The sequence below is a fragment of the Rathayibacter sp. VKM Ac-2857 genome, from assembly GCF_013205025.1.
Classification (GTDB): domain Bacteria; phylum Actinomycetota; class Actinomycetes; order Actinomycetales; family Microbacteriaceae; genus Rathayibacter.
Map to the genome: position 1 here is coordinate 648747 of NZ_JABMLE010000004.1, position 23796 is coordinate 672542.

Below are 23796 nucleotides of genomic sequence, written 5' to 3' on the forward strand. Positions count from 1 at the left end.
CACGCTAAGCTGGCGGCCGTCGACCTGTCAAGGCGGATGTCGCCGAAGACGTGACGCGTTGTCGTCACATACATGTTGCCAGACGAGACTGAGAAAGTGAGGGCCGCCGTGGACCGCTCCGGCGAAGCGCCGACGCCTCCTCGTCCGCCGAGAGAGCTACCCGGTCGCCGCGCGACCATCCGCGACGTCGCCCGCGAGGCCGGCGTCTCGCGGCAGACGGTCACGCGCGCGATGAACGGCATGTCCGAGATCAGCGCCGCGACCCGCGAGCGGGTGCTCGCCGCGAGCGAGGCCCTGGGCTACGTCCCCAGCCGCTTCGCCGCCAACATGGCCCGGCAGAAGAGCATCGCGGTCGGCCTCGTGATCACCTCGCTGCGGAACCCGTACTACACCGAGCTCGCCGCCGATCTGCTCGAGGAGTTCGCCGCGCGCGGCTGGCAGGTCGTCGTCGTCGCCGAGACGAACGAGTCCGAGCAGCAGATCGTGGCCGACCTCGCCGCCCAGGTGGACGTCATCGTCGGCTACCTCGCCCGCGAGAGCCTCGAGTCGATCCGCCGGGCGGCGCGCGGCGTGCCGGTCCTGCTGATCGAGCGCGACGCCGAGCTGCCCGGCGTGCACGCGATCGCCGTCGACTTCGCCCCCGGGATGCGCGCGCTCGTCGACGGACTGCGCGAGCGCGGGGCGCGCACCATCGGGATGATCGACCACGCCGAGCCGGACGAGTACGCCCCGAGCGCGCGCCGGCTGCGGTTCGAGGAGTGCCTCGAGCCCGGCGAGGCCGTGCTGGTCACCGCCGGCGACGAGACCATCGCCGGTGGAGCCGACGCCTTCGGCGAGCTGATCGCCGCGCACCCCGAGGTCGACGCCGTCATCGCGTTCAACGACATGATGGCGCTCGGCGCCCTGCAGCGCGCGAGCCGGCTCGGGCTGAAGGTCCCCCGCGACGTCCGCATCGCCGGCATCGACGGCCTCAGTCTGGGCGCGGCGATGCTCCCGAGTCTCACCTCGCTCGCCATCGACCGGTCGCTCATCGCGCGCGCGGCGGCGCTGCGGCTGTCGGAGCTGCTCGCGCCGGGCGGTGCGGGCGCCGCGGACCCGATGACCGTCGTCACGCCGTGGCCCGAGTGGCGGGACAGCGCATGAGGATCTCGGCGGCCGGCCCGCGCTGGCACCGCCCCCGCGCCCGCGTCCTACCCGACAGTCGTCGGCGGGTCAACGCGGTCATCCCGATCCGCTCCGCTCCGTACTCTGAGGGCTCGGGCCGAGAGACCGCACGAGACGGAGGAACGATGCTGCAGGTGACGGTGTCCGAGCGGACCTATCTGCTCGCCGCGGACGCGACGATGGAGCGGACGAAGCAGGCCGTGCTCGAGGCGATGCGCGCCGCCCCGGCGTTCCTCTCCCTCACGACGGTTCTCGGCGGTCAGGTCGAGGTCCTGCTCACCGCGACGAGCTCGGTCGTGCTCGAGCTGCACGACGAGGCGCCGCTCCCGACGTCGCCGCACTCGGACACGGCGCCCGACTACGACGACCTCTACGGCGTCGACTACCTCTGACCCGAGGGAGTGTCGGAGGCCGGTCGTAGACTGACTCCCCCATGCGCAGACACAGCCTGACCCCGCGTCCCGACTGGCGCGCCCGCTGCGACGAGGTCGGCTTCAGCTTCTACGACCTCCCCTCCGAGGGCGGCCGGCCCTACTGGAACGAGTCCGCGGCCTACGGCTTCACGCCCGCCGAGATCGAGCTGCTCGAGACGGCGACCCAGGAGCTCTTCGACCGCTGCATGGACGCCTGCGAGCACGTCGTCCGCGCCGGTCGCTTCGCCGAGTTCGGCATTCCGGAGCGCTTCCACGAGCTCGTCCGGACCTCCTGGGACGAGGACGATCCGACGGTCTACGGGCGGTTCGACCTCGCCTACGACGGCGACCGCGCGGTGAAGCTGCTCGAGTTCAACGCCGACACCCCGACCTCGCTGGTCGAGACGGCCGCCGCCCAGTGGCAGTGGCTAGAGGAGACCCGCGGGCCCGAGGCCGACCAGTTCAACAGCCTGCACGAGCAGCTCGTCGAGCAGTGGCGGCACCTCCGCGTCGACCGCTGGCGCCTCGACGAGGGCGCGCGGCTGCACCTCGCCTCGCTGCACGACTCCGGCGACGGCGAGCTGATCGTCGAGGACGCGGACACCGTCGCCTACATGGCCGAGACCGCCGCCCAGGCCGGCTTCGACCCGAAGCTGATCTTCGTGGAGGACATCCGCTACGAGCTCGACGGCGCGGGCTTCCTCGACGCCGACGGCGAGCCGATCCGCCGGATCTTCAAGCTCTACCCGTGGGAGTGGATGCTCGGCGAGCAGTTCGGCGGGCTGCTGCTCGACCGCCGCGAGCGCACCCGCTGGGTCGAGCCGGCCTGGAAGCTGCTGCTCAGCAACAAGCAGCTGCTCGTGGTGCTCTGGGAGCTGTTCCCCGATCACCCGAACCTGCTCCCCGCCTCCGTCGAGCCGCTGACCGCCACGGCGCAGGTGCGCAAGCCCCGGCTCGGCCGCGAGGGCGCGAACGTCACGATCCTCGACGCCGACGGCGCGGTCGTCGCGGAGAACGGCGGCGCCTACGGCGAGGAGGGCTTCGTGCACCAGGCCCTCGCCGACCTCGCCCGCATCGACGGCCGGACGGTGGTGATCGGCAGCTGGATCGTCGGCGAGACGCCGGCCGGCATCGACGTCCGCGAGACCGGCGGCCCGATCACGGGCGACCTGGCGGAGTTCGTGCCGCACTTCATCGAGCAGCCCGCCTTCGGCCACCCCGAGAGCGCGCGCCCGCAGGACGCGCGACCCCAGGACACGCGGGCCCAGGACACGCGGGCGACCCGCCCGCAGGACGAGGAGATGCGATGACCACCCCCGACGACCGGCCCCAGGACGCCCCCGAGGACTCCCCCGCCGGCGACCCGGGCACCACCCGCACCCGGCGCCGCTCCGGCGACGTCGGCATCAGCGGCATCGCCTCCAAGCGCCGCGGCCTCGTCATCGGCGGCGTCGTCGCGGTCGGCGTGCTCGGCCTCGCGGTCGCGCTCAACTCCGCGAGCCCCTCCACCGACGGCGTCGTCACCACCGGGGCCGACGGCCAGGACTACGTCATCCCCGAGAACGCCGAGCGCCCGGTCTACGCGAGCCGGGAGGACTGCCTGGCGGACGTCCGGGAGCAGATCGCGCAGCTGCAGGCCCAGGGCGAGGAGGTCGGCGACGATCCGGAGCAGCTCTGCGAGGCGACCGACGAGTACCGCGGCCACTACGCCGGCGGCTACTGGATCGGCCCGCTGATCTTCGCGTCCTCGCGCTGGAACTCGACCCGCGCGACGAGCTGGGCGCCGGTCACGACGGGCGGCTTCGCGGCGCGCGGCGCGACGCAGCCCGACGTGGTGCAGAAGGCGCCGGCCGGATCGACGCCGGGCACGAAGGCGACGCTCGCCGGCGGCTTCGGCGGCACGGGCAAGTCCGGCTTCGGCTCGACCGTCGGCGGCTGACCCGCGGCTCCGGGAGGAGTCAGCGGCGCGCGTCGCGGAGCAGATCCAGCGAGGCCCGCACGTCGCGGCGCACGTCCTTGTCGGGGTCGCGGAGCATCGCGGTCAGGGTCTGCTCGACGCTCGCCGCGAACTCGCCCTTCGCGTCGCGTCCCGAGCCGATCCCGGCGACGGCCGCGGCGACCAGGGCCCGGGCGCCGGCCGCGCGCACCCGCGCGTGCTCGTCCGTGGTGAGCCGCGCGAGCTTCTTCTGCCCGCCGATGACCCGCTCGGCGCAGACCCGCGCGCACATCTCGCGGACGCGCCAGGCCGGGTTGGCCAGGCCGGCGACGACCGCATCGGCCGCGGTGTCGTCCCAGACGTAGAGCAGGGCGCGCGCGCCCCAGAGCTCGGGCCAGTACAGCGAGGGCGCACCCTGCAGGACGCCCGCCGCGTGCTCGCCGCCGACGGTGAGCAGGAACGCCTCGCCCTCGTAGCCGCCGGTCAGCAGCGCGGCCGAGCGCAGGGCGACCGCGCGCTCGCCCTCGCGGGCGACCTGGGCGCGCAGGCGCTCCTCGAGAGGATCGGTGAGGGTGACGGAGGGTTCGCTGTCGGATGCCATAGGGCCACCAGCGTAGTCGTGGCGCCGTCCTCCCCGGCGAGGGGGATGCGGCGGGCCGAGCGCCGTCGCTAGCGTGGCGGGATGTCACGAATCACGCGCCACGGCGCTCCCGCGCGCCTCGGCGCCACCGCCACCACCGCCACCGCAGCCGCCCTCCTCGTCCTCCTCGCCGGCTGCTCCTCCCCCGCCGGCGACTCCGGCAGCGACGCCGACACGATCGACACCGCCGCGGCGACCGGCGACACGATCTCCGGCGACGGCTACTCCTACTCCGTGCCCGAGGGCTGGGGCGCCCCCGACGCCGACCCCGCGACCATGGGCGCGGACACCCTCGCCGCCGATCTGACCGACACCGACGGCTTCGCCGACAACGTGAACGTCGTGCTGAGCCCCGCCGGCGAGGTCTCCGCCGAGCAGGTCGAGGGCGCCGGGGTCACCGAGCTCGAGAACGCCGGGGCCACCGACGTCGAGGCGAACGACCGCGTCGTCGTCGCGGGAGCCGAATCCGCGCACCTCAGCGCGAACCTCACCGCGTCGGGCACCACCTACGCCGTCGAGCAGTACTACGTCACCGACGACGGGCAGACCTACGTCGTCACCTTCTCCTTCAGCCCCACCGTGGACGACGACCAGCGCGAGGCCGTCGCCGAGTCGGTCCTCGCCTCCTGGGCCTGGGCCTGATCTCGGGCCTGATCGTGAAGTGACCCTGCTCCGGCCGTCGCCTCAGCCGCGCGGCCGGAGCAGGAAGTCGACGTGCCCGAGCACGGACGCCGCGACCAGCGGCCGGCGCCCGACGACGGGCAGGACGATCGCCCCGAGGATCGAGAGCCCCAGCTCGTCGACCGGGGCGTCGGCCGGCAGCTGCCCGGCCTCGACGGCCTTCGCGAAGCGGTCCGAGAGCGTCTGGTCGACGCCGAACGCGCGGCCCAGGCGCTCCCCCACCGCGGCGTCCTCCGCGCCGGCCGCGATCAGCGAGCGGACGAGCGACGCGCCCGTCTCCGTGCCCGCGAGCTCCAGGATCGGCGCGAGCCAGACCCCGAGATCGCGGCGGAGGTCGCCGGTGTCCGGGAGCTGCACCTCGATCGCCACGAGCCGGCCCTCGATCATGCAGTCCGCGATCAGCGCGCCGCGGGAGGGCCACCACCGGTAGACGGTCTGCTTGGAGACCCCGGCGTCCTTCGCGATGCCCTCCATCGTGAGGTGATCCCAGCCCCGCCGCAGGAACAGCCGCGCGGTCGCCTCGAGGACCGACTCGCGGGCCGCGGCGCTGCGGACGGGTCCGCTCCGATGCTCCGTCATGCGACGAGCGTACAGCGACGCTAGACGAGACGTACCGTATGATCTAGCGACCACTGCCACCGCCTCTCGTCTGGAGCTCTCTTGGCCTCCCTGCTCTTCCGTCTGGGCACCTTCGCCGCTCGTCGCGCGTGGGCGGTGATCGTCGCCTGGGTCGTGATCCTCGGAGTCTCCGTGGGCGCCTTCCTCGCGGTCGGCGGCTCGCTGACCAACAGCTTCGACATCCCCGGCACCGCGTCCGGCGCCGTCACCGACCAGCTGGCCGAGAAGCTGCCCGACACCGCCGGCGGCACGGGCACCGTCGTCTACCGCAGTGCCGACGGCTCGGCGCTGACGGCGGAGCAGGAGTCGGCGATCTCCGCGCTGGCCGCCTCTGCCGCCGATCTGGAGGGCGTCGCCGCGGTCGTCGATCCCTTCGCCGCGCGCCAGTCGCAGCTCGACGGCGCGCAGCAGCTCGCCGACGGCCGGGCCCAGCTGCAGGCCGGCCAGGAGCAGCTCGACGCCGGGCAGGCCCAGCTCGACGCGGGGCAGGCGCAGCTCACCGCGGCCCGCGAGCAGGCCGTCGCCGCGGGCATCCCGGCCGAGCAGCTCGCCACGCTCGACGCGCAGCAGGCCGAGCTCACCGCGCAGCAGGCCGCCCTCGACGCCTCGCGCACCGAGCTCGAGGCCGGCGCGGCCCCGCTCGACCAGGGCGAGGAGCTCCTCGCCCTCGCGGACGGCATCGGCGTCGTCTCGGCGGACGGCTCGACCGCCATCGTCAACGTCTCCTTCACCGAGCCGCGCCTCGAGCTCCCGGAGGAGGTCAAGCAGGGCGTCATCGACCACTTCGAGTCCGCGCCGGTCGCCGGGGCCGACGTCAGCTTCGCGACCGACCTCGCCCAGGGCGTCCCGCAGATCTTCGGCGTCGGCGAGGCGATCGGCCTCGTCTTCGCCGGCGTGGTGCTGATCGTGATGCTCGGCTCGCTCGTCGCGGCCGCGCTCCCGATCGTCACCGCGCTCGTCGGCGTCGGCGTCGGCGTCACCGCCTCGCTCTCCTTCTCCGGCGTCATCGACATGGCCTCGGTCACCCCGGTCCTCGGCGTGATGCTCGGTCTCGCGGTCGGGATCGACTACTCCCTCTTCATCGTCAACCGGCACCGCAAGCAGCTGCTCTCGGGCGTCGAGGTGCGGGAGTCGATCGGCCTCGCCAACGGCACCTCCGGCACCGCCGTCGTCTTCGCCGGCTCGACCGTCGTCGTCGCGCTGCTCGCCCTCAACGTCACCGGCATCCCGTTCCTGGGCCTGATGGGGACGGTCGGCGCGGTCTGCGTCGCGGTCGCCGTGCTGATCGCGGTCACCCTCGCCCCGGCGATCCTCGGACTGCTCGGCACCCGGCTGCTGCGCCGCAAGGCCCGCACGGCCGTCGTGCACCACGCGGCGGCGAAGACGGTCGCGCCGATGTCGACCCTGCGCGCGGTCCTCACCGTCGTCGGCACCGTCGCCGTGCTCCTCGTCATCGCGATCCCCGCGCTCTCGATGCGCCTCGGCCTGCCGGACGGCGCGAGCGAGCCGGAGGGCTCCACGAGCGCCCGCACCTTCGAGATCGTCGGCGACGAGTTCGGCGCCGGAGCCAACGGCCCGCTGCTCGTCACCGCGACGGTCCCCGGCGGGGTCGCCGACGACGCGCTGCTCGCCACCCAGGTCGACGTCGCCCGCACCATCGCCGAGCAGGACGACGTCGTCGCGGTGGCGCCCGTCGCCGCCTCCGAGGACGGCACCCTGCTCGCCTTCCAGGTGCTGCCGACCGACGGCCCGAACAGTGCCTCGACCGAGGCTCTCGTGCAGGACCTGCGCGCGCTGCCGCCGGTCGACGACGACATCGTCCTCGGCGTCGCCGGCCAGGCGGCCACCAACATCGACATCTCCGAGGGGCTGAACGACGTCCTGCCGACCTATCTCGCGGTCGTCGTCGGACTCTCGCTGCTGATCATGATCCTGGTGTTCCGCTCGCTCCTCGTGCCGCTGATCGCGACGGGCGGCTTCATCCTGTCGCTCTTCGCGACCTACGGGCTGATCGTCGCGGTCTTCCAGTTCGGCTGGGGCGCCGATCTGATCGGACTGCACTCGACCGGGCCGATCCTGAGCTTCCTGCCGGTGATCCTGGTCGGGATCCTGTTCGGGCTGGCGATGGACTACCAGCTGTTCCTCGCCTCGGGGATGCGCGAGGCCTACGTGCACGGCGCGAACGCGCGGCTCGCCGTCGCCCAGGGCTTCCAGGCCGGCAAGGCGGTCGTGATCGCCGCGGCGCTGATCATGGTGGCGGTCTTCGGCGGCTTCATCTTCTCGGAGTCGACCATCATCCGCTCGATGGGCTTCGGCCTCGCCTTCGGCGTCCTGCTCGACGCGTTCGTCGTGCGGATGCTGCTGATGCCGGCGCTGATGCACCTGCTCGGCCGCTCCGCCTGGTGGCTCCCCCGCTGGCTCGACCGGCTCCTGCTGGACGTCGACCTGGAGGGCGCCGCGCTCGAGCGGACGCACCCGCACCCGCACAGCTGAGCCCCGCGGCTAGATTGGCGGGATGACTGCCGCTCCGGACTCCCGCGCTTGGCGGCGGTCGCCCGCCACGCCCGATCAGCGCCGGGCCGACGTCGCGACCGCCGCCGTCCTCTTCGGCGCCGCCGTGCTCTCGCTGGTGCTCGGCCGCGCGATCGGGCTGTTCACCGATCCCGCGTCGCCCGCGCTGAGCGCCGCCGTGCTCGCCGTCGTGGTCCTGCCGCTCGCGTTCCGGCGGGCGGCGCCCGTCGCGGTGCTCGCCGTCATCGGGGCCGCGTTCCTGCTGGTCGGCGAGCTGCGGGTGCCCGAGCTCACGATCAGCAACATCGCGCTCTTCATGGCGCTCTACAGCGTCGGCGCCTGGGAGCAGAACCGGACGCGGGCGGGCTGGGCGCGCGGCGTGCTCGTCGCCGTGATGGCGGTCTGGCTGCTGATCACGTTCTTCCGCGCGAGCACCCAGGACCTCGACTTCGACGGCGCCGGCATCGGCGCGCTCACCCCGGTCGCGGCCTACATGCTCCAGCAGATCCTGATCAACGTCCTCTACTTCGCCGGCGCCTGGTGGTTCGGCGACCACGCCTGGGCCTCCGCCCGGCAGCGCGCCCTGACCGACCTGCGCACCCGCCAGCTCGAGGAGGAGCAGTCCACCGTCGCCCGCCAGGCGATCACGATCGAGCGGCTGCGGATCGCGCGCGAGCTGCACGACGCGGTGGCCCACCACGTCTCGCTGATGGGCGTCCAGGCCGGAGCGGCGCGGATGCTCGTCGACGCGGACCCGGCGAAGGCGCACGAGCAGCTCCGGGCGCTGGAAGGGACCTCGCGCGCTGCGGTCGGCGAGCTCTACCAGCTGCTCGGCACGCTGCGCGACGAGGAGTCCGTGCTCGATCCGGTCACCGCCTCGCTCGATCTGAATTCGCTGCCGGCGCTGGTCGCGGACGCCGAGGCCTCGGGTCTGCGCGTCTCGCTCGAGGTGGTCGGCGAGCCCGTCAGCCTCCCCGCGCTGGTCGGCCTGAACCTCTACCGCATCGCGCAGGAGTCGCTCACGAACGTCCTCAAGCACGCCGGGCCCGGCACCCGCGCGCGCGTGCACCTGCGCTACGAGGGCGACTCGGTCGAGCTCGAGGTCGCCGACGACGGGCTCGGGCGGCCGGGTCCGCGCCGGCAGAGCGGCGGCCTCGGGCTGCTGGGGATGCGCGAGCGCGCGGCGACCCTCGACGGAACCCTCGAGGCGGGGCCGCGGGCCGGCTCCGGCTGGGTCGTCCGCGTCGCCGTGCCGCTCGCCATGCGCGCAGGAGCGAGGGAGCGGACGTGAGCGGCATCCGCGTCGTGCTCGTCGACGACCACGCGCTGATGCGGCAGGGCATCCGCACGATCCTCTCGCTGCAGCCCGGCATCGAGGTGGTCGGCGAGGCCTCCAACGGCGAGGAGGCCGTCGAGGTCGTGGCGCGCACCCGGCCGGACGTCGTCTGCATGGACGTGGAGATGCCCGGGATCGGCGGGCTCGAGGCGACCCGGCGGATCCTCGCCGAGCCCGGCGCGATCGTGCAGGTGCTCGTGCTGACCACCTTCGAGCGCGAGGACTACCTGCTGGCGGCGCTGGAGGCCGGCGCGAGCGGCTTCCTGCTGAAGAACTCGCCGCCGGAGCGCCTCGTCGCCGGCGTCCGCGCGATCGCGGCGGGCGACGCCCTGCTCGCGCCGGAGCTGACCCGGGCCGTCATCGAGCGCGCCGTCGCCCGCGAGCGGGACCGGCCGCCCGCGCTTCCTCCGGCGGCGGCACCCGAGAACCTGACCGCCCGCGAGACCGAGGTGCTCCGCCTGCTCGCCCAGGGCCTCTCCAACGACGAGATCGCCGAGCTGCTGACCGTCGGCCGCGCGACGGTCAAGACCCACGTCTCGAACGTGCTCACCAAGCTCTCGCTCCGCGACCGGGTGCAGGCCGTCGCGTTCGCCTACCGCTCCGGTCTGGTCGACCCGCGACGGGCGACGGACGCTCCTCCGTCCTGAGGCGGAGACCGCCGTTCACCCCCGCGCCGGAGGTGCCGGCGACGCCCTCTCCGTAGCGTGGAGGGGTCAGTCGGATCCGAGGAGGTCGCATGCTCAGCGTGCAGAACATCAGTCGCAGTTTCGGGACGCATCGCGCCGTCGACGACGTCAGCTTCGACGTCGGGCGGGGCCGGCTCACCGGCTTCGTCGGCGGCAACGGCGCCGGGAAGACCACGACGATGCGGATGATCCTCGGCGTCCTGCGGCCCGACTCCGGTGAGGTGACGCTGGACGGCACGCCGGTCGGCCAGGCCGCGCTGCACGGCTTCGGCTACATGCCCGAGGAGCGCGGCCTCTACCCGAAGATGGAGATCGGCGAGCAGCTCGCCTACCTCGCCCGGCTGCACGGGATCGACAAGGCCACCGCCGTCCAGCGCGCGGACGACCTGCTCGAGCGCCTCGGCCTGATCGAGCGCCGCCGCGACAAGCTCGAGGCGCTCTCGCTCGGCAACCAGCAGCGCGTGCAGGTGGCGGCCGCCCTGGTGCACGACCCGGACGTGCTGATCATGGACGAGCCGTTCTCCGGACTCGACCCGCTCGCGGTCGACGAGGTCGTCACGGTGATCGCCGAGCACGCCGCCCGCGGCATCCCGGTGCTGTTCTCCTCCCATCAGCTCGACGTGGTCGAGCGGCTCTGCGACGACCTGGTGATCATCGCCGGCGGCCAGGTGAAGGCCGCGGGCGAGCGCGAGGCGCTGCGCGAGCAGTACTCCGGCGACCGGTGGTCGCTCGAGATCGACGGCGACGCGGGCTGGGTCCGCGGCGTCCCCGGCGTCGAGGTGGAGGAGCTGGCCGGTACGTCGGTGCTCTTCCACGCTGACCCGCGAGCCGCCGACGCCGTGCTGCGCGCGGCCGTCGAGCGCGGCGCCGTGTCGTCGTTCCGGCCCGTGCGGCCGACCCTCGGAGAGATCTTCCGGGACATCGTGGTGAGCGCGCCCGCGGGCGCCGAGAGGAAGACGGAGGCGGTCCGATGACGACGAGCAGCACGCGGAGCACGGGCAGCACGCGGAGCGCGAGCGGCACCGGCGCCGGCGCCCAGGACGGCCGGCTGAGCACCTGGGGCGCGACGCTCCTCGTCGCCGAGCGCGAGATCCTCTCGCAGATCCGCTCGAAGGCGTTCATCGTCTCCACCGTCATCACGCTCGTGCTGGTGATCGGCGGGATCGTGCTCGGCAACGTGCTGAGCAGCCGCACCGCCGACGCGACCCCTGTGGCGGTCGTCGGCTCCGTTGCGTCCTCGTTGTCCGCCGCCGACGCCCTCGACGTCACTGAGGTCGGGAGCGTCGCCGAGGCGGAGGAGCTGGTGCGCTCCGGCGACGTCGACGCGGCGCTCGTCCCCAGCGACGACGCGATCGGGTTCTCGATCCTCGCCCTCGACGAGGCACCGGAAGGGCTGGTCTCCGCGCTCTCCGCGAGCCCCGCCGTCGAGCTCCTCGAGCCCTCCGAGACGCCGTCCGGACTGCGCACCCTGATCGGACTGGCCTTCGGACTGGTGTTCATGCTCGCCGTGCTCGGCTCGGGCGCGACGATCATGCAGAACACCGTGCAGGAGAAGCAGTCCCGCATCGTCGAGATCCTGCTCGCCGCCGTGCCCGCCCGGGCGCTCCTGGCCGGCAAGATCCTCGGCAATTCGGTGATCGGCGTCGGCACGGCCGCCGCGATCGCCGCCGCGTCGGCGCTCGGGCTCGCGATCACGGGGCAGACCGAGCTACTGGATCTGCTCTCCGCGCCGCTGATCTGGTTCGTGGTGTTCTTCGTCTTCGGCTTCGTCCTGGTCGCGAGCGTCTTCGCGGCCGGCGCCGCGCTCGTCTCCCGCCAGGAGGACACCGGCTCGGTGATGACGCCCGCGATGATGCTCGTGATGGTGCCGTACTTCGGCGTCGTGCTCTTCGGCGACAACCCGCTGGTGATGACGATCCTGTCCTACGTGCCGTTCAGCGCCCCCGTCGCGATGCCCGTGCGGCTGTTCTTCGGCGAGGCGGAGTGGTGGGAGCCGCTGCTCTCGCTCGGCCTCCTCGTCGTCGCGACAGCCGCCGTGATGGCCGTCGCCAGCCGCATCTACACCAACTCCCTGCTCCGCATGGGCTCCCGCGTCCGCCTCCGCGACGCCCTGACCGCGAGCTGACCCCCTCCACGCTGATCGAGCAGCGTGTCTGCCGACTCACCCTGCTGAGGACGGCGGGTCTCGATACGCCCCTCCGGGGCTACTCGACCAGCATAGGAAGGGCGATGACGCGCGCCTCGCCCCCCTGCATGCTGATCGAGTAGCCCGCATCGCGGGCGTATCGAGATCCACCCTCCCGACGACGGCGGGTCTCGATACGCCCCTCCGGGGCTACTCGACCAGCATGGGAAGGGCGATGACGCGCGCCTCGCCCCCCCTGCATGCTGATCGAGTAGCCCGCGCAGCGGGCGTATCGAGATCCACGCGACTGAGGACGGCGGTGTCGTTACGCCCCTCCGGGGCTGCTCGACCAGCAGAGGAGCTTCCCGAAGCCGCGCACCGACGATCCCGCGCCAGGTCGGCTGCATCGCGCCAATCATTCGACTGATCCGCACCGGAGACCGAGGATTGCGGGACCCGTCCGGCATCGGCCGCCCGACGGGTCGCGAGGAGCCGTTCGACCCAGGGGGATCTCATGTCCGACAGTCGTTCCGACGATCCGGGAGTCACCCGCAGGGCCGCGATCGCCTGGGCGGCACCTGTCGTCGCCGCGGCGGTCGGCGCCCCCGGGGCCACCGCGTCCGCCCCGCGACGACTCGAGGTCGGACCGTACGTCGGCCTCTTCCTGGACTCCCTGTCGTCGGGGAACTTCATCCTCGAGCTCCGGGCAGCGCACAGCGGACCGATCGGAGCACCGGTCGAGCTCCTCAGCGACGCCCGGATGGACGTCACCACGGAGCACGACGTCGCGCACTGGTCGGAGTGGCTCCTCGTCGACGGCCCGCACTCCGCCCACCTCGTGGTCCCGGCCGGGAGCTATCGGAGCGGCGGCATGTACACGGACCGGGACGGGCGGGTGATGCAGGTGGCGTCCCTCGGACCGGGGCGGATGTACTGCGCGCTGACGCCGCTTCCCTCCGGCAGCTTCCGTGTCACGGCGACCGTGACGCGAGGCCCCGTCGCCCCCGAGACGAAGGGTGAGGCCCCCGCGTTCCTCGGCCTCCCGACCCGGACGGTCAGCGTCGACGTCTGAGGGCGGCGGCGGCGGGCAGGTCTCGATACGCCCCTGCGGGGCTACTCGACCAGCATGTGGAGCGCACACCCCTGCGGGGCTGCTCGACCAGCAGAGCAGGTGGCAGCACCTCACGCGGGCTGCAGGGTTTCCGTGCTGATCGAGTAGCCCGCGCAGCGGGCGTATCGAGATCCACCAGCGTCGGAAGGACGAGTCTGCAGACCCGCTCTGCTGGCGACGCCGGGTCTCGATACGCCCCTGCGGGGCTACTCGACCAGCACGAAGGGCGCATGCCCCTCAGGGTCTGCTCGACCAGCATGAAGGGCGCATGCCCTCGCGAAGCTGCTCGACCAGCAAGGAGGACGCACGCCCTTCTAGGGCTGCTCGACCAGCAGGCGGCGCTCCCGCTACCAGCCCTCGGGGCCCGTGCTGCCGGCCTCGTACTCGTCGAGGGGGGTGCCGCCCTCGGCCCAGTGCGAGAGCACCGGGGTGACGATGCGCCAGCACTGCTCGGCGACGGCGCCCGGGACCGACAGCAGGGTGTCGCCCTGGAGGATGCCGGCGAGCACCTGCGCGTAGGGGTCGAGCGTGGCCGCGCCGGGCTGCGCCTCCAGGGTGGTGCGCTCGACGTCGGTCAGATCGTCGGCGCTGTTGACCAGCAGGTCGAGGCTCACGGCGCCGCCCTTGAGCGACATCCGCAGGACGGTGCCGGACGCGTCATCGTCGCCGGAGCGGAGGCCCCGCGGCGGCGTCGCGGCGCGGAAGTGCACGGCGACCTCGTGGCGCGGGTCGCCGATCGCCTTGCCGGAGCGGAGGACGAACGGCACGCCGGCCCAGCGGGGCGTGTCGACCTGGAGCAGCAGCTGCGCGAGCGTCTCGGTACCGGCCTCGGGATCGACGTCGGGCTCGTCGACGTAGGACGGGAAGAACCGGCCGTCGACCCGGCCCTCGGTGTAGCGGGCACGGCGGGCGGTGGCGGGGTCGTCGCGCCAGAGGCGGACGGCGCCGAGCGCCTCCGCCATCCGGTCGTGCACGTCCTGCGGCGAGACCTCGTCCGGGCGCTCCATCGTGGTCAGCGCGAGCACCATCAGCAGGTGGCTCTGCAGCATGTCGCGCAGGGCGCCGGTGCCGTCGTAGAAGGCGGCGCGCCCCTCGATCCCGAGGGTCTCGTCGTAGACGATCTCGACCTTCTCGATCTGCTCGGCGCTCCAGCTCGTCTCGAGCAGGCGGTTGCCGAAGCGCAGGCCCAGCATGCCCATCACGGTCGCGTTGCCGAGGAAGTGGTCGACGCGCCAGAGGCGGTCCTCGGAGATCACCGGGGCGAAGGCGGCGTTGAGCGCGATCGCGTCGTCGAGGTCCTCGCCGAACGGCTTCTCGATCGCGACGACGAGGTCCTCCGGGAGGTCCAGCTTCGAGAGCGAGTCGGCGACCCTGTGCCCCATCGCCGGCGGCAGCGCGACGTAGAGCACGGGCGTCGACGGGCAGGCGTCGAGCAACGCCTTCAGCTGCTCCGGGTCGGAGGCGTCGGTCGCGACGAACCGGGCGCGCGAGGCGAGCGCGTCGACGGTGTGCGCGGCGATCCCGGCGGCCTCCAGGCTGCGGCGGACGAGCCCCTGCCACTCGTCGTCGCTCTGCGGAGTGCGCGCGGCGCCGATCAGGGTCAGCTCGGAGTCGCGGGCGAGCTCCGCGACGCGGCCGAGGCCCGGCAGGAGCAGTCGCTCGGTGAGGTCGCCGCCCGCCCCGAGGATCGCGATGGTGCGCCGGGTGCTCTCGAGGGCGGTGGCCTCGGGGATGCCGATCGGGTCGGTCATGGTGTCTCCTCCTGTGCGTCGGGATGGCTGTGCTCGGGGTGCGTCGTCACGGTATCCGACCGCTCCTGCTCCCCCGCCGAGAGCGCCGGCACCCGCGCCGTCGGCCCTCACGCCTCGGGGATCGAGCGCTCGAACAGCGCCGGCCGCTCCACGTCGGGGTCGGGGCCGCTGCGGACGCCGGTGTCGAGAGCGTCGATGCGGGCGAGCTCGTCCTCGCTCAGCTCGAAGTCGAAGACGTCGATGTTCGCGGCGATCCGCTCCGGGTTCGTCGACTTGGGGATCGCGGAGCGGCCCTGCTGCAGGTGCCAGCGCAGCATCACCTGCGCCGGGCTCTTGCCGTGCTCGGCCGCGATCGCGCCGATCGTCGCGTCGTCCATCACGCTGCGGCGCTCGTCGCCCCAGCCGGGGTAGAAGGTGATGCCGCCGATCGGCGACCAGGCCTGGGTGAGGATCCCGCGCTCGGCGTGCTCGCGGCGCAGGTCGGGCTGCGCGAAGTAGGGGTGCAGCTCGACCTGGTTGACGGCCGGGATCACGTCCACCTCGGCGAGGAGGCGCGCGAGGTGCGCGGGCGTGAAGTTGCTGACGCCGATCGCGCGCACACCGCCGTCCGCGAGCAGCTTCTCGAGGGCCCTGTACGCAGCGATCGTGCTGTCGAAGCGCGACGGGACGGGCTGGTGCAGGATCAGCAGGTCGAGCTGCTCGACGCCGAGCTTGCCCGTCGCCTTCTCGAACGCGTGCAGCGTCTCGTCGTAGCCGTAGTCGGTGACCCAGACCTTCGTCTCGACGAACACCTCCGAGCGGTCCAGGCCCGAGCGGCGGATCCCCTCGCCGACCTCGCGCTCGTTGCCGTAGGCGGCCGCGGTGTCGATGTGGCGGTAGCCGGCCTCGAGGGCGGACAGCACGGCGGCCGTCGTCTCCTCGGGCGAGCTCTGGAAGACGCCGAGCCCGAGGGAGGGGAGGGTGACGCCGTTGTTGAGGGTGAGCTGCTGAGTCATCCCTCCACGCTAGGACGCGAGCGCGGCCGCTGGGAGGGGTTGGCAGTACCCGTCGGACGGGGCATCACGTGGCCGCGGCGCGCGCCTTCCGGTCGCGCCGCTCGCGCCGGTCGCTGCGGGCGACACTGATCACCAGCGCGATCGAGAGGCCGATGAGCACGTACTCGACGAGGGCGGTGACGGCATCGCCGCCGAAGCTGGGCGCGGCACTCTGGTCGTCGCCGCCCTGCTGCAGGAAGCGGGCGAAGTCGCCCAGGCCGTGCAGCACGATGGGCACCCAGAGCGTCCCGGTCGCCCGCAGTGCGCCGTAGAAGATCGCGCCGTCCATCGCGAGGAAGGCGACGGCGAGTGCGGTCGCGGGCAGCGGGACGCCGTTGAGGAGGTAGCCCGCGGTGTGCGCGAGGCCGAAGGCGATCGAGGTGATCAGCAGCGCGGCGAGCTCGCCGTGGTGGCCGAGGACCGCGACGCGGAAGAGGCCGCGGAAGTACAGCTCCTCGCCGGCGCCGATCAGGAGGCAGCCGATCAGGAAGACCAGCACCATCGGCAGCTCCCGCTCCGCCCACGGCACGGCGAGCAGGAGCAGCACGGTCTGCACGACGAGGACGAAGGGGATCGCGAGCAGCCACCAGCGGCGGCGCTCGGTGAACGGCGACGGCGCGGTCCAGGCCTCGCGGAGCCAGCCCGCGCGCCGGGCGAACAGCAGCCCGACGACGATCAGCACCCCGACGGGGAGCCAGGTGCCGATGACGAAGTCGAGGGTCTCGTCGCCACCCGCGAGCGGGTCGAGCAGGGTGCCGACGCCGGCCGCGATCAGCACGTAGAGCACGGCGGCGACGACGCCCACGGCGATGACGCGCGGGACCGGACGGCGCTCGGCGGTCATGCCGTCGCTCCCTGCTCGAGGGCGCTGCGCCGCCGGCGCCGCTCGCTCACGACGAGCACGAGCAGCAGGATCAGTCCCGTCGCGATGACGAGGTAGGTGCTGAAAGCGGGCAGGAGACCGGCGATCGTTCCCGCCGGATGCTCGGCGCGCAGGAACAGCGTCGGATCGGTGGAGGCGTGCAGCAGGATCGGCCCGAGCAGGGTGCCGGTCACCCGGAGCGCCAGGTACATCACGATGCCGAAGCCGAAGGTGTAGACGACCTGGAGCGCGGTGACGGCGACGCCCTGGTCGCTGGTGAACACGTTGCCGATGTGCAGCGCGGCGAAGATCCCGGCCGAGGCCAGGGCGACCCGGATCTCGCCGTGGCCGCGCCTGCGCATCAGGTTCACGACGAATCCGCGGGTGAGCGTCTCCTCGGCGAAGCCGACGAACAGCCCGGTCAGCAGCCAGGAGGCGACGAGTGCTCCCCCGGCATCGGCGTAGTCGATGTCGAGCAGCGCCGAGACGTTGATCGCGAGGACCACGCCGATGCCGATCCACATCCAGCCGCGGCCGCGGATCGTCTGCTTCGCGAAGAGCTCGCGCAGCCACCGCAGCGAGAGCGCGAAGAGCACCAGCAGCACGCTCGCGAGGAGGATCGGCAGGCCGATCGAGAAGAAGACGTCGGTCGCGGAGCCCTCCTCGCCGCGCAGCGCGCTCCCGGTGTCGCCGACCACGAAGCCGAGCAGGTAGCCGATCAGCTCGTAGAGGCCGTAGTAGACGGCGGCGAGCAGGAGGGCCCGCCAGAACCCGCCGCGCTCCCAGAAGCGCCGCCACGCCGTCGAAGTGGCTTGCTCGTCGAACCGTCCGTTCATGACTCCCCCGAGTCGGCCCGCAGAACCGTCGACCCTCACGCTAGCCCCTCGACGGAACCGCCGCGGGTGTGAGGTGATGGAGCCGGTGTCGACGACGTCCCTCCGCTTCCGGAGCGGCGCGCGCGCCCCTCATCGGAAGGTCGGGTCCGCCGTGCCCCTCAGCGTGCTGTTCATCGGAGGAACGGGCATCATCAGCTCGGAGGGCGTGCGCCGCGCGCTCGCGGTCGGGCACGAGGTGACCGTGCTCAACCGGGGACGGACCTCGATCCGCCCGCTGCCCGAGGGCGTCCGGACGCTCACCGCCGACGTCCGCGACCCGGCCTCGGTGCGCGAGGCGCTCGGGGAGGAGCGCTTCGACGCGGTGATCGAGTTCGCCGCGTTCACCCCGGAGCACGTGCAGCAGGACATCGACCTGTTCGCCGGCCGCACCGGTCAGTACGTCTTCATCAGCTCGGCGTCGGCCTACCAGAAGCCGCCGGCGCGGCTGCCCGTGACGGAGTCCACCCCGCTCCGGAACCCGTACTGGAGCTACTCGCGGGACAAGATCGCCTGCGAGGACCTGCTGGTGGCCGAGTACCGGCGCACCGGCTTCCCGGTGACGATCGTCCGGCCCTCGCACACCTACGACCGCACGGCGCTCCCGGTCGACGGCGGCTGGACGGTGATCGACCGGATGCGGCGCGGACTCGAGGTGGTCGTGCCCGGCGACGGCACCTCGCTCTGGACGATCACGCACAGCCGCGACGTCGCCGTCGGACTCGTGGGCCTGCTCGGTGCGCCGGCGGCGATCGGCGAGGCGTTCCACATCACCGGCGACGAGGCGCCGACCTGGGACCGCATCCACCACGACCTCGCGGCCGCCGCAGGAGTCGAGGCGCGCATCGTGCACGTCGCGTCCGACGCGATCGCCGCCGCCGACCCGGAGCTCGGCGCGGGCATCATCGGCGACAAGGCGCACTCGATGGTGTTCGACAACGCGAAGATCCGGAGCCTGGTGCCCGCCTACTCCCCCGCCGTCCCGTTCAGCGACGGCGCGCGCGAGATCGTGGAGTGGTACGACGCGGACCCGGCTCGGCGCACCGTCGACGAGAAGATGAACCGGCTGTTCGACGCGCTGATCGACACCTACCGGCCGCGGGCGCTCTGACCGCACAGTAGCCCGCCCGCCGCCGCCGCCCTAGGTTGGAGGGACCTGCTCCGCACGCACCGAGTTCCGATGGAGGAACCTCATGGCCACGACTCGCAGACTCCGCCGGATCGCTCTCGCAGCGGCCGTCATCGCCTCGCTCGGAGTGGCGGGTGCCGCCCCGGCATCGGCCCTCGACTGGCCGATCCCCGGGGTGCCGAGAAGTGGGCTGCCGTCGGCGCAGGAGCTCCGCGACGCGCTCGGCGGCCCGGTCGTCTCGCCGTCGACGTCGGTCGGCTACGGCGGCGCGGTCTCCTCGGTCGACGCGCTCGCGAGCCGGGTGGGCCTCGAGGTGCTGAAGCGCGGCGGCAACGCCGCGGACGCCGCCGTCGCGACGGCCTCCGCGCTCGGCGTGACCGAGCCGTACAGCGCCGGAGTCGGCGGCGGCGGCTACTTCGTCTACTTCGACGCGAAGACCGGCGAGGTGAGCACGATCGACGGCCGGGAGACCGCGCCGGCCGGCATCACCCCGGACGCGTTCCTCGACCCGGCGACGGGTGCCCCGTACCCGTTCACTCCCCAGCTCGTGTCCTCGGGAGTCGCGGTCGGCGTCCCCGGCACGGTCGCGACCTGGGACGCGGCGGTCGACCGCTTCGGCACCCTGCCGCTCCCCGTGGTGCTCGCCCCGTCGATCCTGCTCGCGGCGAAGGGCTTCCCCGTCGACGAGACCTTCCGCAGCCAGACGCTCGACAACCTCGAGCGCTTCCAGCAGTTCCCCGACACCGCGGAGCTGTTCCTGCCCGGCGGCGACGCCCCGGCGGTCGGCAGCACCTTCCGCAACCCCGATCTCGCGAAGACCCTCGCCCGGATCGCCGCCCGCGGGCCGAGCGCGTTCTACGAGGGCGCGCTGGCCGCGGAGATCGCCGACACTGTGCAGAACCCGCGGCTCGCCGAGGGCTCGACCCTCCCCGCGCCGGCCGGCTCGCTCACCGAGGACGACCTCGCCGGCTACTCGGTGGCCGAGCAGGCGCCCACGCACGTCTCCTACCGCGGGCTCGACGTCTACGGCATGGCGCCCTCCTCCTCGGGCGGGATCGCTGTCGGCGAGGCGCTGAACATCCTCGAGAACCACGACCTCTCCGCCGAGGACACCGGCAGCGCCCTGCACCTCTACCTCGAGGCGTCGGCCCGCGCGTTCGCGGACCGCGGCGCGTACGTCGGCGACCCGGCGTTCGTCGACGTGCCCACCGAGACGCTGCTGAGCCAGGAGTTCGCGGACTCCCGCGACTGCACGATCGACCCGGCGACGGCGTCCGCGCGACCGGTCGCCCCCGGCGCGCTCGACGGCGTCGGCTGCGCGACCGCCCTCACCGCGGAGCAGCCCGACACCGAGAACGTCTCGACCACGCATCTCTCCGTCGTCGACAAGTGGGGCAACGCGGCCTCGTACACGCTGACGATCGAGCAGACCGGCGGCTCGGCGATGACCGTCCCCGGACGCGGCTTCCTGCTCAACAACGAGCTGACCGACTTCTCCGCGACGCCCGTCGAGGGCGACCCGAACTCGATCGAGCCGGGCAAGCGCCCGCGCTCCTCGATGTCGCCGACGATCGTGCTCGAGGACGGCTCGGTGAAGTTCGTCGTCGGCTCGCCGGGCGGAGCGACGATCATCACGACCGTGCTGCAGACGCTGGTCAACCGCATCGACCTCGGGATGACGCTGCCGGAGGCGGTCGCGGCGCCGCGGGCGTCGCAGCGGAACACGGCGTCGACCTCGGCCGAGCCCGAGTTCATCGAGGCGTACGCCGACGACCTCGCACCCTTCGGCCAGCAGCTGACCCCGTCCGGCGACACCTTCACCTCGGCCGCGCAGATCGGCGCGGTGGCCGCCATCGAGGTCGACGACTCGGGCCTGATGACCGCGGTCGCCGAGCCCGTGCGCCGCGGCGGCGGCGTCGGCCTGGTGGTGACTCCGGAGAAGTGACGCGGGCGGGGCGGAGACCGACGTCCTCGCGGTGGGCGGGTCTCGATACGCGCTGCGCGCTACTCGACCAGCATGGGTGCGCGGCGCGGCCTGTCCCGTCCGTGTCTGCGCCCGCGCCTGCCTCATGCTGATCGAGTAGCCCTCGCAGAGGGCGTCTCGAGATCCACCGTCGTCCGGTGGGCGGGTCTCGATACGCGCTATGCGCTACTCGACCAGCATGCGGGCGCCGCTGCGCACTGCCCGGCCAGCATGCGGACGCCGCTGCGCACTGCCCGACCAGCATGCGGGCGCCGCTGCGCACTGCCCGGCCAGCAGGGGCCGTTCATGCTGATCGAGTAGCCCTCGCAGAGGGCGTATCGAGATCCACCACCGAACGACGGTGGCTCTCGAGACGCGCCGCTCTGGTCGACCGGCATCCAGGGCGACCCACCCCGCCGAGCGACGGATCGCGCCAGCCATCCGGTCTCCCGCCTCCGCGGCTAAATTCGGGCGGCGTCCGACACGGGACGCCGACCCGAGGAGGACACCCTGGAGCAGCCGCGCGCACGTCCGACCGATCCCCGTCCGAGCGATCCCGCCACCCCGGAAACGCCTCCTTCTCCGCGAGTCCGGCTCAGCGTCGTCATCGCAGCGATCGCCGTCCTCGGGATGATCGCCGCCCCGCTGGTGCTCGGCTACCTCGGGTTCGCCTCGTCGTTCACGAAGTTCGGGGTGCCGCGCACGGAGGAGCAGCACGCCGCAGGACGCGCCCTCCTCCTCTCCGCCGGGATCGTCGCCCTGTCGAGTGCCCTCGCCGTCTGGGTCCTCACCCTCGTCCGCGCGGCGACCGCGTCGCATCGGCACCACGGGTGGGAGATCCTCTGGTGCCTCCTCGCCCTGCCCGCCGGCTTCGTGGGCCTCGTCCTCGTCGTCTCGATCCGCTGAGCGGAGCGCCTGCTCGGGCGCCCGGGCGCGTTGCTACCGTCGATGGATGGCGAGCATCACCTACCCCGTGCCACTCCGCTCCGGAGCTCGCATCGAGGTCCCCGCGCCGTCGATGGGCGTCCCGGAGCACCTGCACGAGCGCCTCCGAGCCGCGGTCGCGAGCCTCTCGGCGCGCGACTTCGACGTCCGGGTCCGCCCGCACGCGACCACGCCCGGCCTCGTGCCGGCTTCCGCTGCCGAGCGGGTCGCCGATCTGCACGACGCCTTCCGGACCGGCGACGCGGTCCTCCCGCCGTGGGGCGGCGAGCTGGCGATCGAGCTGCTCGACGCGATCGACTGGCACGCTCTGGCCGATGCTCGCCGCTGGTTCGTCGGCTGGTCCGACGTCTCGACGCTGCTGCTGCCGCTGACGACGATCACCGGGCTCGCGACGCTCCACGGCGCGAACCTCATGGACGAACCGTGGGAGCTGCCCATCGAGTTCCAGCGGTGGACGGACGTCGCGGGCCTTCCTCCCGGCGCTGAGTTCGTGCAGCAGGCCGCGCCACGGCGTCGGGATCGCCCCTGGGGATCGTGGCCGGACGAGCCGCTCGACCGGGAGCGCGCTTACGAGGCGCCGACGCACTGGCGGTCCCTCGACGGGACTCCCGATGTCGCGATGCAGGGTCGCCTGATCGGCGGCTGCCTCGAGACGGTCTCGCTGCTGGCGGGCACGCCGTACGGCGACGTCCCCGGCTTCGCGCGCCGGCATGCGCCCGAGGGCACGATCGTCCACCTGGAGGCGGCCGAGTCCGACGCCGTCGCGGTGCTCCGGATGCTCACCTCGCTCCGCCTCGCGGGCTGGTTCGAGGACGCGAACGGCGTGCTGATCGGCCGGACCGGCGGCGGTGCCGTTCCCGAGCTGAGCCAGGACGACGCGGTACGACGGGCGCTCGGGGGTCTCGGGGTGCCCGTGATCCTCGACTTCGACACGGGGCACCAGCCGCCGCAGCTGCCGCTGGTCGACGGGGCACTCGCGGAGGTCCGGCTGGAGGGAGCGCGCGGGTCGATCATCCAGCGTCTCGTGCCCTGATCGGCGGGGCCGGGCGTCCGGATACGGTGTCGTGATGACCGAGATGCCGGAGCTCGTGGATCGCTGGGTGGCGGGGTGGAGCGAGTCCCGCGCGATGCATGCGCGCCGCGACGGCGACGCGTGGCTCGTCGAGGTCGCGGCGGAGACCCGGTCGCGCGAGTACGTGATCGCGGCCCCGTCGCTCCCCGAGCTCCGACGGCTGGTGGGCGCCGTCTCCGCGCCCGAGGTCTGGCTGACCGTCGTCGGGGAGCTCGATGCGGATGCACTCGAGGCCGTGGCGGGCCTCGATCCCGTGACCCGCGGTGAGCGCATGATGACCACCCGCCTCGCCCGCACCCTTGCGCCGGTCGGGGTGCGCCTCGAGGCGGTCGGGCGGGTGGCGCACGCCCGCATCCAGCTGGAGGGCGGGATCGCGGCCCGCGGGCAGGTGGCCGTGGTCGGTGGTGACGCCGTCTTCGACCGCATCGAGACGGCGCCGAAGTTCCGTCGCCGTGGTCTGGGCCGACTCGTGATGACCGGCCTCGGTGCCTGGGCGGCGGAGAGCGGCGCGACGACCGGCCTTCTGATGGCGAGCGTGAAGGGGCGCGCGCTCTACACGAGCGTGGGTTGGGCAGAGGCGGCGCCGATCGTCACTTTGCGTGGGCGGGTCGCCGCCGGCACGGCGGCGCCCTCCCGTTGAGCTCGCCGATCGCGTACCGCCGGGCCCGGCTCGGCGATCAGTCCTCCACAGACCCGATTCGCCGAGGTTGTCCGATGGTCCGGTCCGATGGTCGGCCCAGTGTCGGTGGTCCCTGATTCAATACGCGTATGGATGAGAACAGCGGAGCAGAGGCGCCGGAGGGACGGCCCGGGGCGGTCGCGTCCGTCGGCGCGGTGCTCGGCGTCGCCGCCGACCTCGGCTTCACGTCCGCGAAGTTCCTCCTCACGCGTGCCGAGGCGATGCACCTCGCGTACCGCACGGCTCTGACGGTCCCGGAGGAGTTCGC

22 protein-coding genes are annotated in these 23796 nt (G+C 73.1%); 16 read left to right on the top strand and 6 right to left on the bottom strand.

The genetic code is table 11. The annotated features are described in order from the left end of the window. Positions 1 to 96 precede the first annotated feature (96 nt). The 4 genes from HQQ86_RS19915 (at position 97) to HQQ86_RS19930 (ending at position 3516) form a co-directional block, all read left to right on the top strand. Positions 97 to 1143, top strand: coding sequence for a LacI family DNA-binding transcriptional regulator (locus HQQ86_RS19915; RefSeq protein WP_173290324.1), 1047 nt, complete (start codon positions 97 to 99; stop codon positions 1141 to 1143). 146 nt (positions 1144 to 1289) lie between these two features. Further along, entirely contained in the window at positions 1290 to 1556 is a 267-nt protein-coding gene (locus tag HQQ86_RS19920; RefSeq protein ID WP_173290326.1) for a hypothetical protein, read from the top strand. A gap of 41 nt (positions 1557 to 1597) precedes the next feature. Next, a complete protein-coding gene (locus tag HQQ86_RS19925) occupies positions 1598 to 2887 on the top strand; it encodes a glutathionylspermidine synthase family protein (protein WP_173290327.1) in 1290 nt (429 codons plus the stop codon). Then, positions 2884 to 3516, top strand: a complete 633-nt coding sequence (locus HQQ86_RS19930; protein ID WP_173290329.1) for a hypothetical protein — start codon at positions 2884 to 2886, stop codon at positions 3514 to 3516. The genes HQQ86_RS19925 and HQQ86_RS19930 overlap by 4 nt, the downstream gene beginning before the upstream one ends. Before the next feature lie 19 nt (positions 3517 to 3535). Here the strand turns inward: HQQ86_RS19930 and HQQ86_RS19935 are convergent, their stop codons facing one another. Continuing rightward, positions 3536 to 4114, bottom strand: coding sequence for a HEAT repeat domain-containing protein (locus tag HQQ86_RS19935; protein ID WP_254072220.1), 579 nt, complete (start codon positions 4112 to 4114; stop codon positions 3536 to 3538). Positions 4115 to 4195: 81 nt separating this feature from the next. Here HQQ86_RS19935 and HQQ86_RS19940 point away from each other — a divergent pair, with 81 nt between their 5' ends. After that, the gene (locus HQQ86_RS19940) at positions 4196 to 4795 is read left to right on the top strand and encodes a hypothetical protein (RefSeq protein ID WP_173290331.1); all 600 of its coding nucleotides are present in this window, start codon (positions 4196 to 4198) and stop codon (positions 4793 to 4795) included. 42 nt (positions 4796 to 4837) lie between these two features. Here the strand turns inward: HQQ86_RS19940 and HQQ86_RS19945 are convergent, their stop codons facing one another. Continuing rightward, entirely contained in the window at positions 4838 to 5413 is a 576-nt protein-coding gene (locus tag HQQ86_RS19945) for a TetR/AcrR family transcriptional regulator (RefSeq protein WP_173290333.1), read from the bottom strand. 81 nt (positions 5414 to 5494) lie between these two features. On the opposite strand from HQQ86_RS19945, the gene HQQ86_RS19950 reads away from it, so the two are divergent. The 6 genes from HQQ86_RS19950 (at position 5495) to HQQ86_RS19975 (ending at position 13182) form a co-directional block, all read left to right on the top strand. Next, on the top strand, positions 5495 to 7945 hold the full coding sequence (locus HQQ86_RS19950) for an MMPL family transporter (RefSeq protein WP_173290335.1): 2451 nt from the start codon (positions 5495 to 5497) through the stop codon (positions 7943 to 7945). 22 nt (positions 7946 to 7967) lie between these two features. Next, complete coding sequence (locus tag HQQ86_RS19955) at positions 7968 to 9254, top strand: sensor histidine kinase (RefSeq protein ID WP_173290337.1); 1287 nt, start codon at positions 7968 to 7970, stop codon at positions 9252 to 9254. Then, positions 9251 to 9946: a response regulator transcription factor gene (locus tag HQQ86_RS19960; protein WP_173290339.1), complete on the top strand. Its 696-nt coding sequence runs from the start codon at positions 9251 to 9253 to the stop codon at positions 9944 to 9946. The genes HQQ86_RS19955 and HQQ86_RS19960 overlap by 4 nt, the downstream gene beginning before the upstream one ends. An 89-nt stretch (positions 9947 to 10035) precedes the next feature. Further along, positions 10036 to 10959 (top strand): ABC transporter ATP-binding protein, encoded by a 924-nt coding sequence (locus tag HQQ86_RS19965; RefSeq protein ID WP_173290341.1) that lies wholly within the window; start codon positions 10036 to 10038, stop codon positions 10957 to 10959. Beyond that, positions 10956 to 12110, top strand: coding sequence for an ABC transporter permease (locus HQQ86_RS19970; protein ID WP_173290343.1), 1155 nt, complete (start codon positions 10956 to 10958; stop codon positions 12108 to 12110). Before HQQ86_RS19965 ends, HQQ86_RS19970 begins: the two co-directional genes overlap by 4 nt. 514 nt (positions 12111 to 12624) lie before the next feature. Further along, on the top strand, positions 12625 to 13182 hold the full coding sequence (locus HQQ86_RS19975) for a hypothetical protein (protein WP_173290344.1): 558 nt from the start codon (positions 12625 to 12627) through the stop codon (positions 13180 to 13182). A gap of 386 nt (positions 13183 to 13568) precedes the next feature. Here HQQ86_RS19975 and HQQ86_RS19980 read toward each other — a convergent pair whose 3' ends face one another. From HQQ86_RS19980 to HQQ86_RS19995, 4 genes are all read right to left on the bottom strand, one after another. After that, a complete protein-coding gene (locus HQQ86_RS19980; RefSeq protein ID WP_173290346.1) occupies positions 13569 to 14972 on the bottom strand; it encodes a glucose-6-phosphate dehydrogenase in 1404 nt (467 codons plus the stop codon). A 107-nt stretch (positions 14973 to 15079) separates the two neighbouring features. Further along, positions 15080 to 15967, bottom strand: a complete 888-nt coding sequence (locus HQQ86_RS19985; protein WP_173290348.1) for an aldo/keto reductase — start codon at positions 15965 to 15967, stop codon at positions 15080 to 15082. Between the two features lie 64 nt (positions 15968 to 16031). Then, on the bottom strand, positions 16032 to 16850 hold the full coding sequence (locus tag HQQ86_RS19990) for a CPBP family intramembrane glutamic endopeptidase (RefSeq protein ID WP_173290350.1): 819 nt from the start codon (positions 16848 to 16850) through the stop codon (positions 16032 to 16034). Beyond that, positions 16847 to 17704, bottom strand: coding sequence for a CPBP family intramembrane glutamic endopeptidase (locus HQQ86_RS19995; RefSeq protein WP_173290352.1), 858 nt, complete (start codon positions 17702 to 17704; stop codon positions 16847 to 16849). Before HQQ86_RS19995 ends, HQQ86_RS19990 begins: the two co-directional genes overlap by 4 nt. 151 nt (positions 17705 to 17855) lie before the next feature. Between HQQ86_RS19995 and HQQ86_RS20000 the strand changes: the two genes are divergently transcribed. From HQQ86_RS20000 to HQQ86_RS20020, 5 genes are all read left to right on the top strand, one after another. Beyond that, the gene (locus tag HQQ86_RS20000) at positions 17856 to 18851 is read left to right on the top strand and encodes an SDR family oxidoreductase (protein WP_367948747.1); all 996 of its coding nucleotides are present in this window, start codon (positions 17856 to 17858) and stop codon (positions 18849 to 18851) included. Positions 18852 to 18933: 82 nt separating this feature from the next. Then, on the top strand, positions 18934 to 20814 hold the full coding sequence (ggt, locus tag HQQ86_RS20005; RefSeq protein ID WP_173290354.1) for a gamma-glutamyltransferase: 1881 nt from the start codon (positions 18934 to 18936) through the stop codon (positions 20812 to 20814). A gap of 648 nt (positions 20815 to 21462) precedes the next feature. Further along, on the top strand, positions 21463 to 21738 hold the full coding sequence (locus HQQ86_RS20010; protein ID WP_173290356.1) for a hypothetical protein: 276 nt from the start codon (positions 21463 to 21465) through the stop codon (positions 21736 to 21738). A 46-nt stretch (positions 21739 to 21784) separates the two neighbouring features. Further along, positions 21785 to 22810: a S66 peptidase family protein gene (locus HQQ86_RS20015; protein ID WP_173290357.1), complete on the top strand. Its 1026-nt coding sequence runs from the start codon at positions 21785 to 21787 to the stop codon at positions 22808 to 22810. A gap of 34 nt (positions 22811 to 22844) precedes the next feature. Next, the gene (locus HQQ86_RS20020; RefSeq protein ID WP_173290359.1) at positions 22845 to 23489 is read left to right on the top strand and encodes a GNAT family N-acetyltransferase; all 645 of its coding nucleotides are present in this window, start codon (positions 22845 to 22847) and stop codon (positions 23487 to 23489) included. The last annotated feature ends 307 nt before the right edge of the window (positions 23490 to 23796 follow it).

Coding starts and splice junctions, on each gene's coding strand:
- HQQ86_RS19935 (WP_254072220.1), bottom strand. CDS start 4,114: ATGGCATCCGACAGCGAACCCTCCGTCACCCTCACCGATCCTCTCGAG.
- HQQ86_RS19985 (WP_173290348.1), bottom strand. CDS start 15,967: ATGACTCAGCAGCTCACCCTCAACAACGGCGTCACCCTCCCCTCCCTC.
- HQQ86_RS20010 (WP_173290356.1), top strand. CDS start 21,463: ATGATCGCCGCCCCGCTGGTGCTCGGCTACCTCGGGTTCGCCTCGTCG.
- HQQ86_RS19920 (WP_173290326.1), top strand. CDS start 1,290: ATGCTGCAGGTGACGGTGTCCGAGCGGACCTATCTGCTCGCCGCGGAC.
- HQQ86_RS19930 (WP_173290329.1), top strand. CDS start 2,884: ATGACCACCCCCGACGACCGGCCCCAGGACGCCCCCGAGGACTCCCCC.
- ggt (WP_173290354.1), top strand. CDS start 18,934: ATGGCCACGACTCGCAGACTCCGCCGGATCGCTCTCGCAGCGGCCGTC.
- HQQ86_RS19955 (WP_173290337.1), top strand. CDS start 7,968: ATGACTGCCGCTCCGGACTCCCGCGCTTGGCGGCGGTCGCCCGCCACG.
- HQQ86_RS20020 (WP_173290359.1), top strand. CDS start 22,845: ATGACCGAGATGCCGGAGCTCGTGGATCGCTGGGTGGCGGGGTGGAGC.
- HQQ86_RS19965 (WP_173290341.1), top strand. CDS start 10,036: ATGCTCAGCGTGCAGAACATCAGTCGCAGTTTCGGGACGCATCGCGCC.
- HQQ86_RS19940 (WP_173290331.1), top strand. CDS start 4,196: ATGTCACGAATCACGCGCCACGGCGCTCCCGCGCGCCTCGGCGCCACC.
- HQQ86_RS20015 (WP_173290357.1), top strand. CDS start 21,785: ATGGCGAGCATCACCTACCCCGTGCCACTCCGCTCCGGAGCTCGCATC.
- HQQ86_RS19970 (WP_173290343.1), top strand. CDS start 10,956: ATGACGACGAGCAGCACGCGGAGCACGGGCAGCACGCGGAGCGCGAGC.
- HQQ86_RS19975 (WP_173290344.1), top strand. CDS start 12,625: ATGTCCGACAGTCGTTCCGACGATCCGGGAGTCACCCGCAGGGCCGCG.
- HQQ86_RS19925 (WP_173290327.1), top strand. CDS start 1,598: ATGCGCAGACACAGCCTGACCCCGCGTCCCGACTGGCGCGCCCGCTGC.
- HQQ86_RS19980 (WP_173290346.1), bottom strand. CDS start 14,972: ATGACCGACCCGATCGGCATCCCCGAGGCCACCGCCCTCGAGAGCACC.
- HQQ86_RS19945 (WP_173290333.1), bottom strand. CDS start 5,413: ATGACGGAGCATCGGAGCGGACCCGTCCGCAGCGCCGCGGCCCGCGAG.
- HQQ86_RS19990 (WP_173290350.1), bottom strand. CDS start 16,850: ATGACCGCCGAGCGCCGTCCGGTCCCGCGCGTCATCGCCGTGGGCGTC.
- HQQ86_RS19995 (WP_173290352.1), bottom strand. CDS start 17,704: ATGAACGGACGGTTCGACGAGCAAGCCACTTCGACGGCGTGGCGGCGC.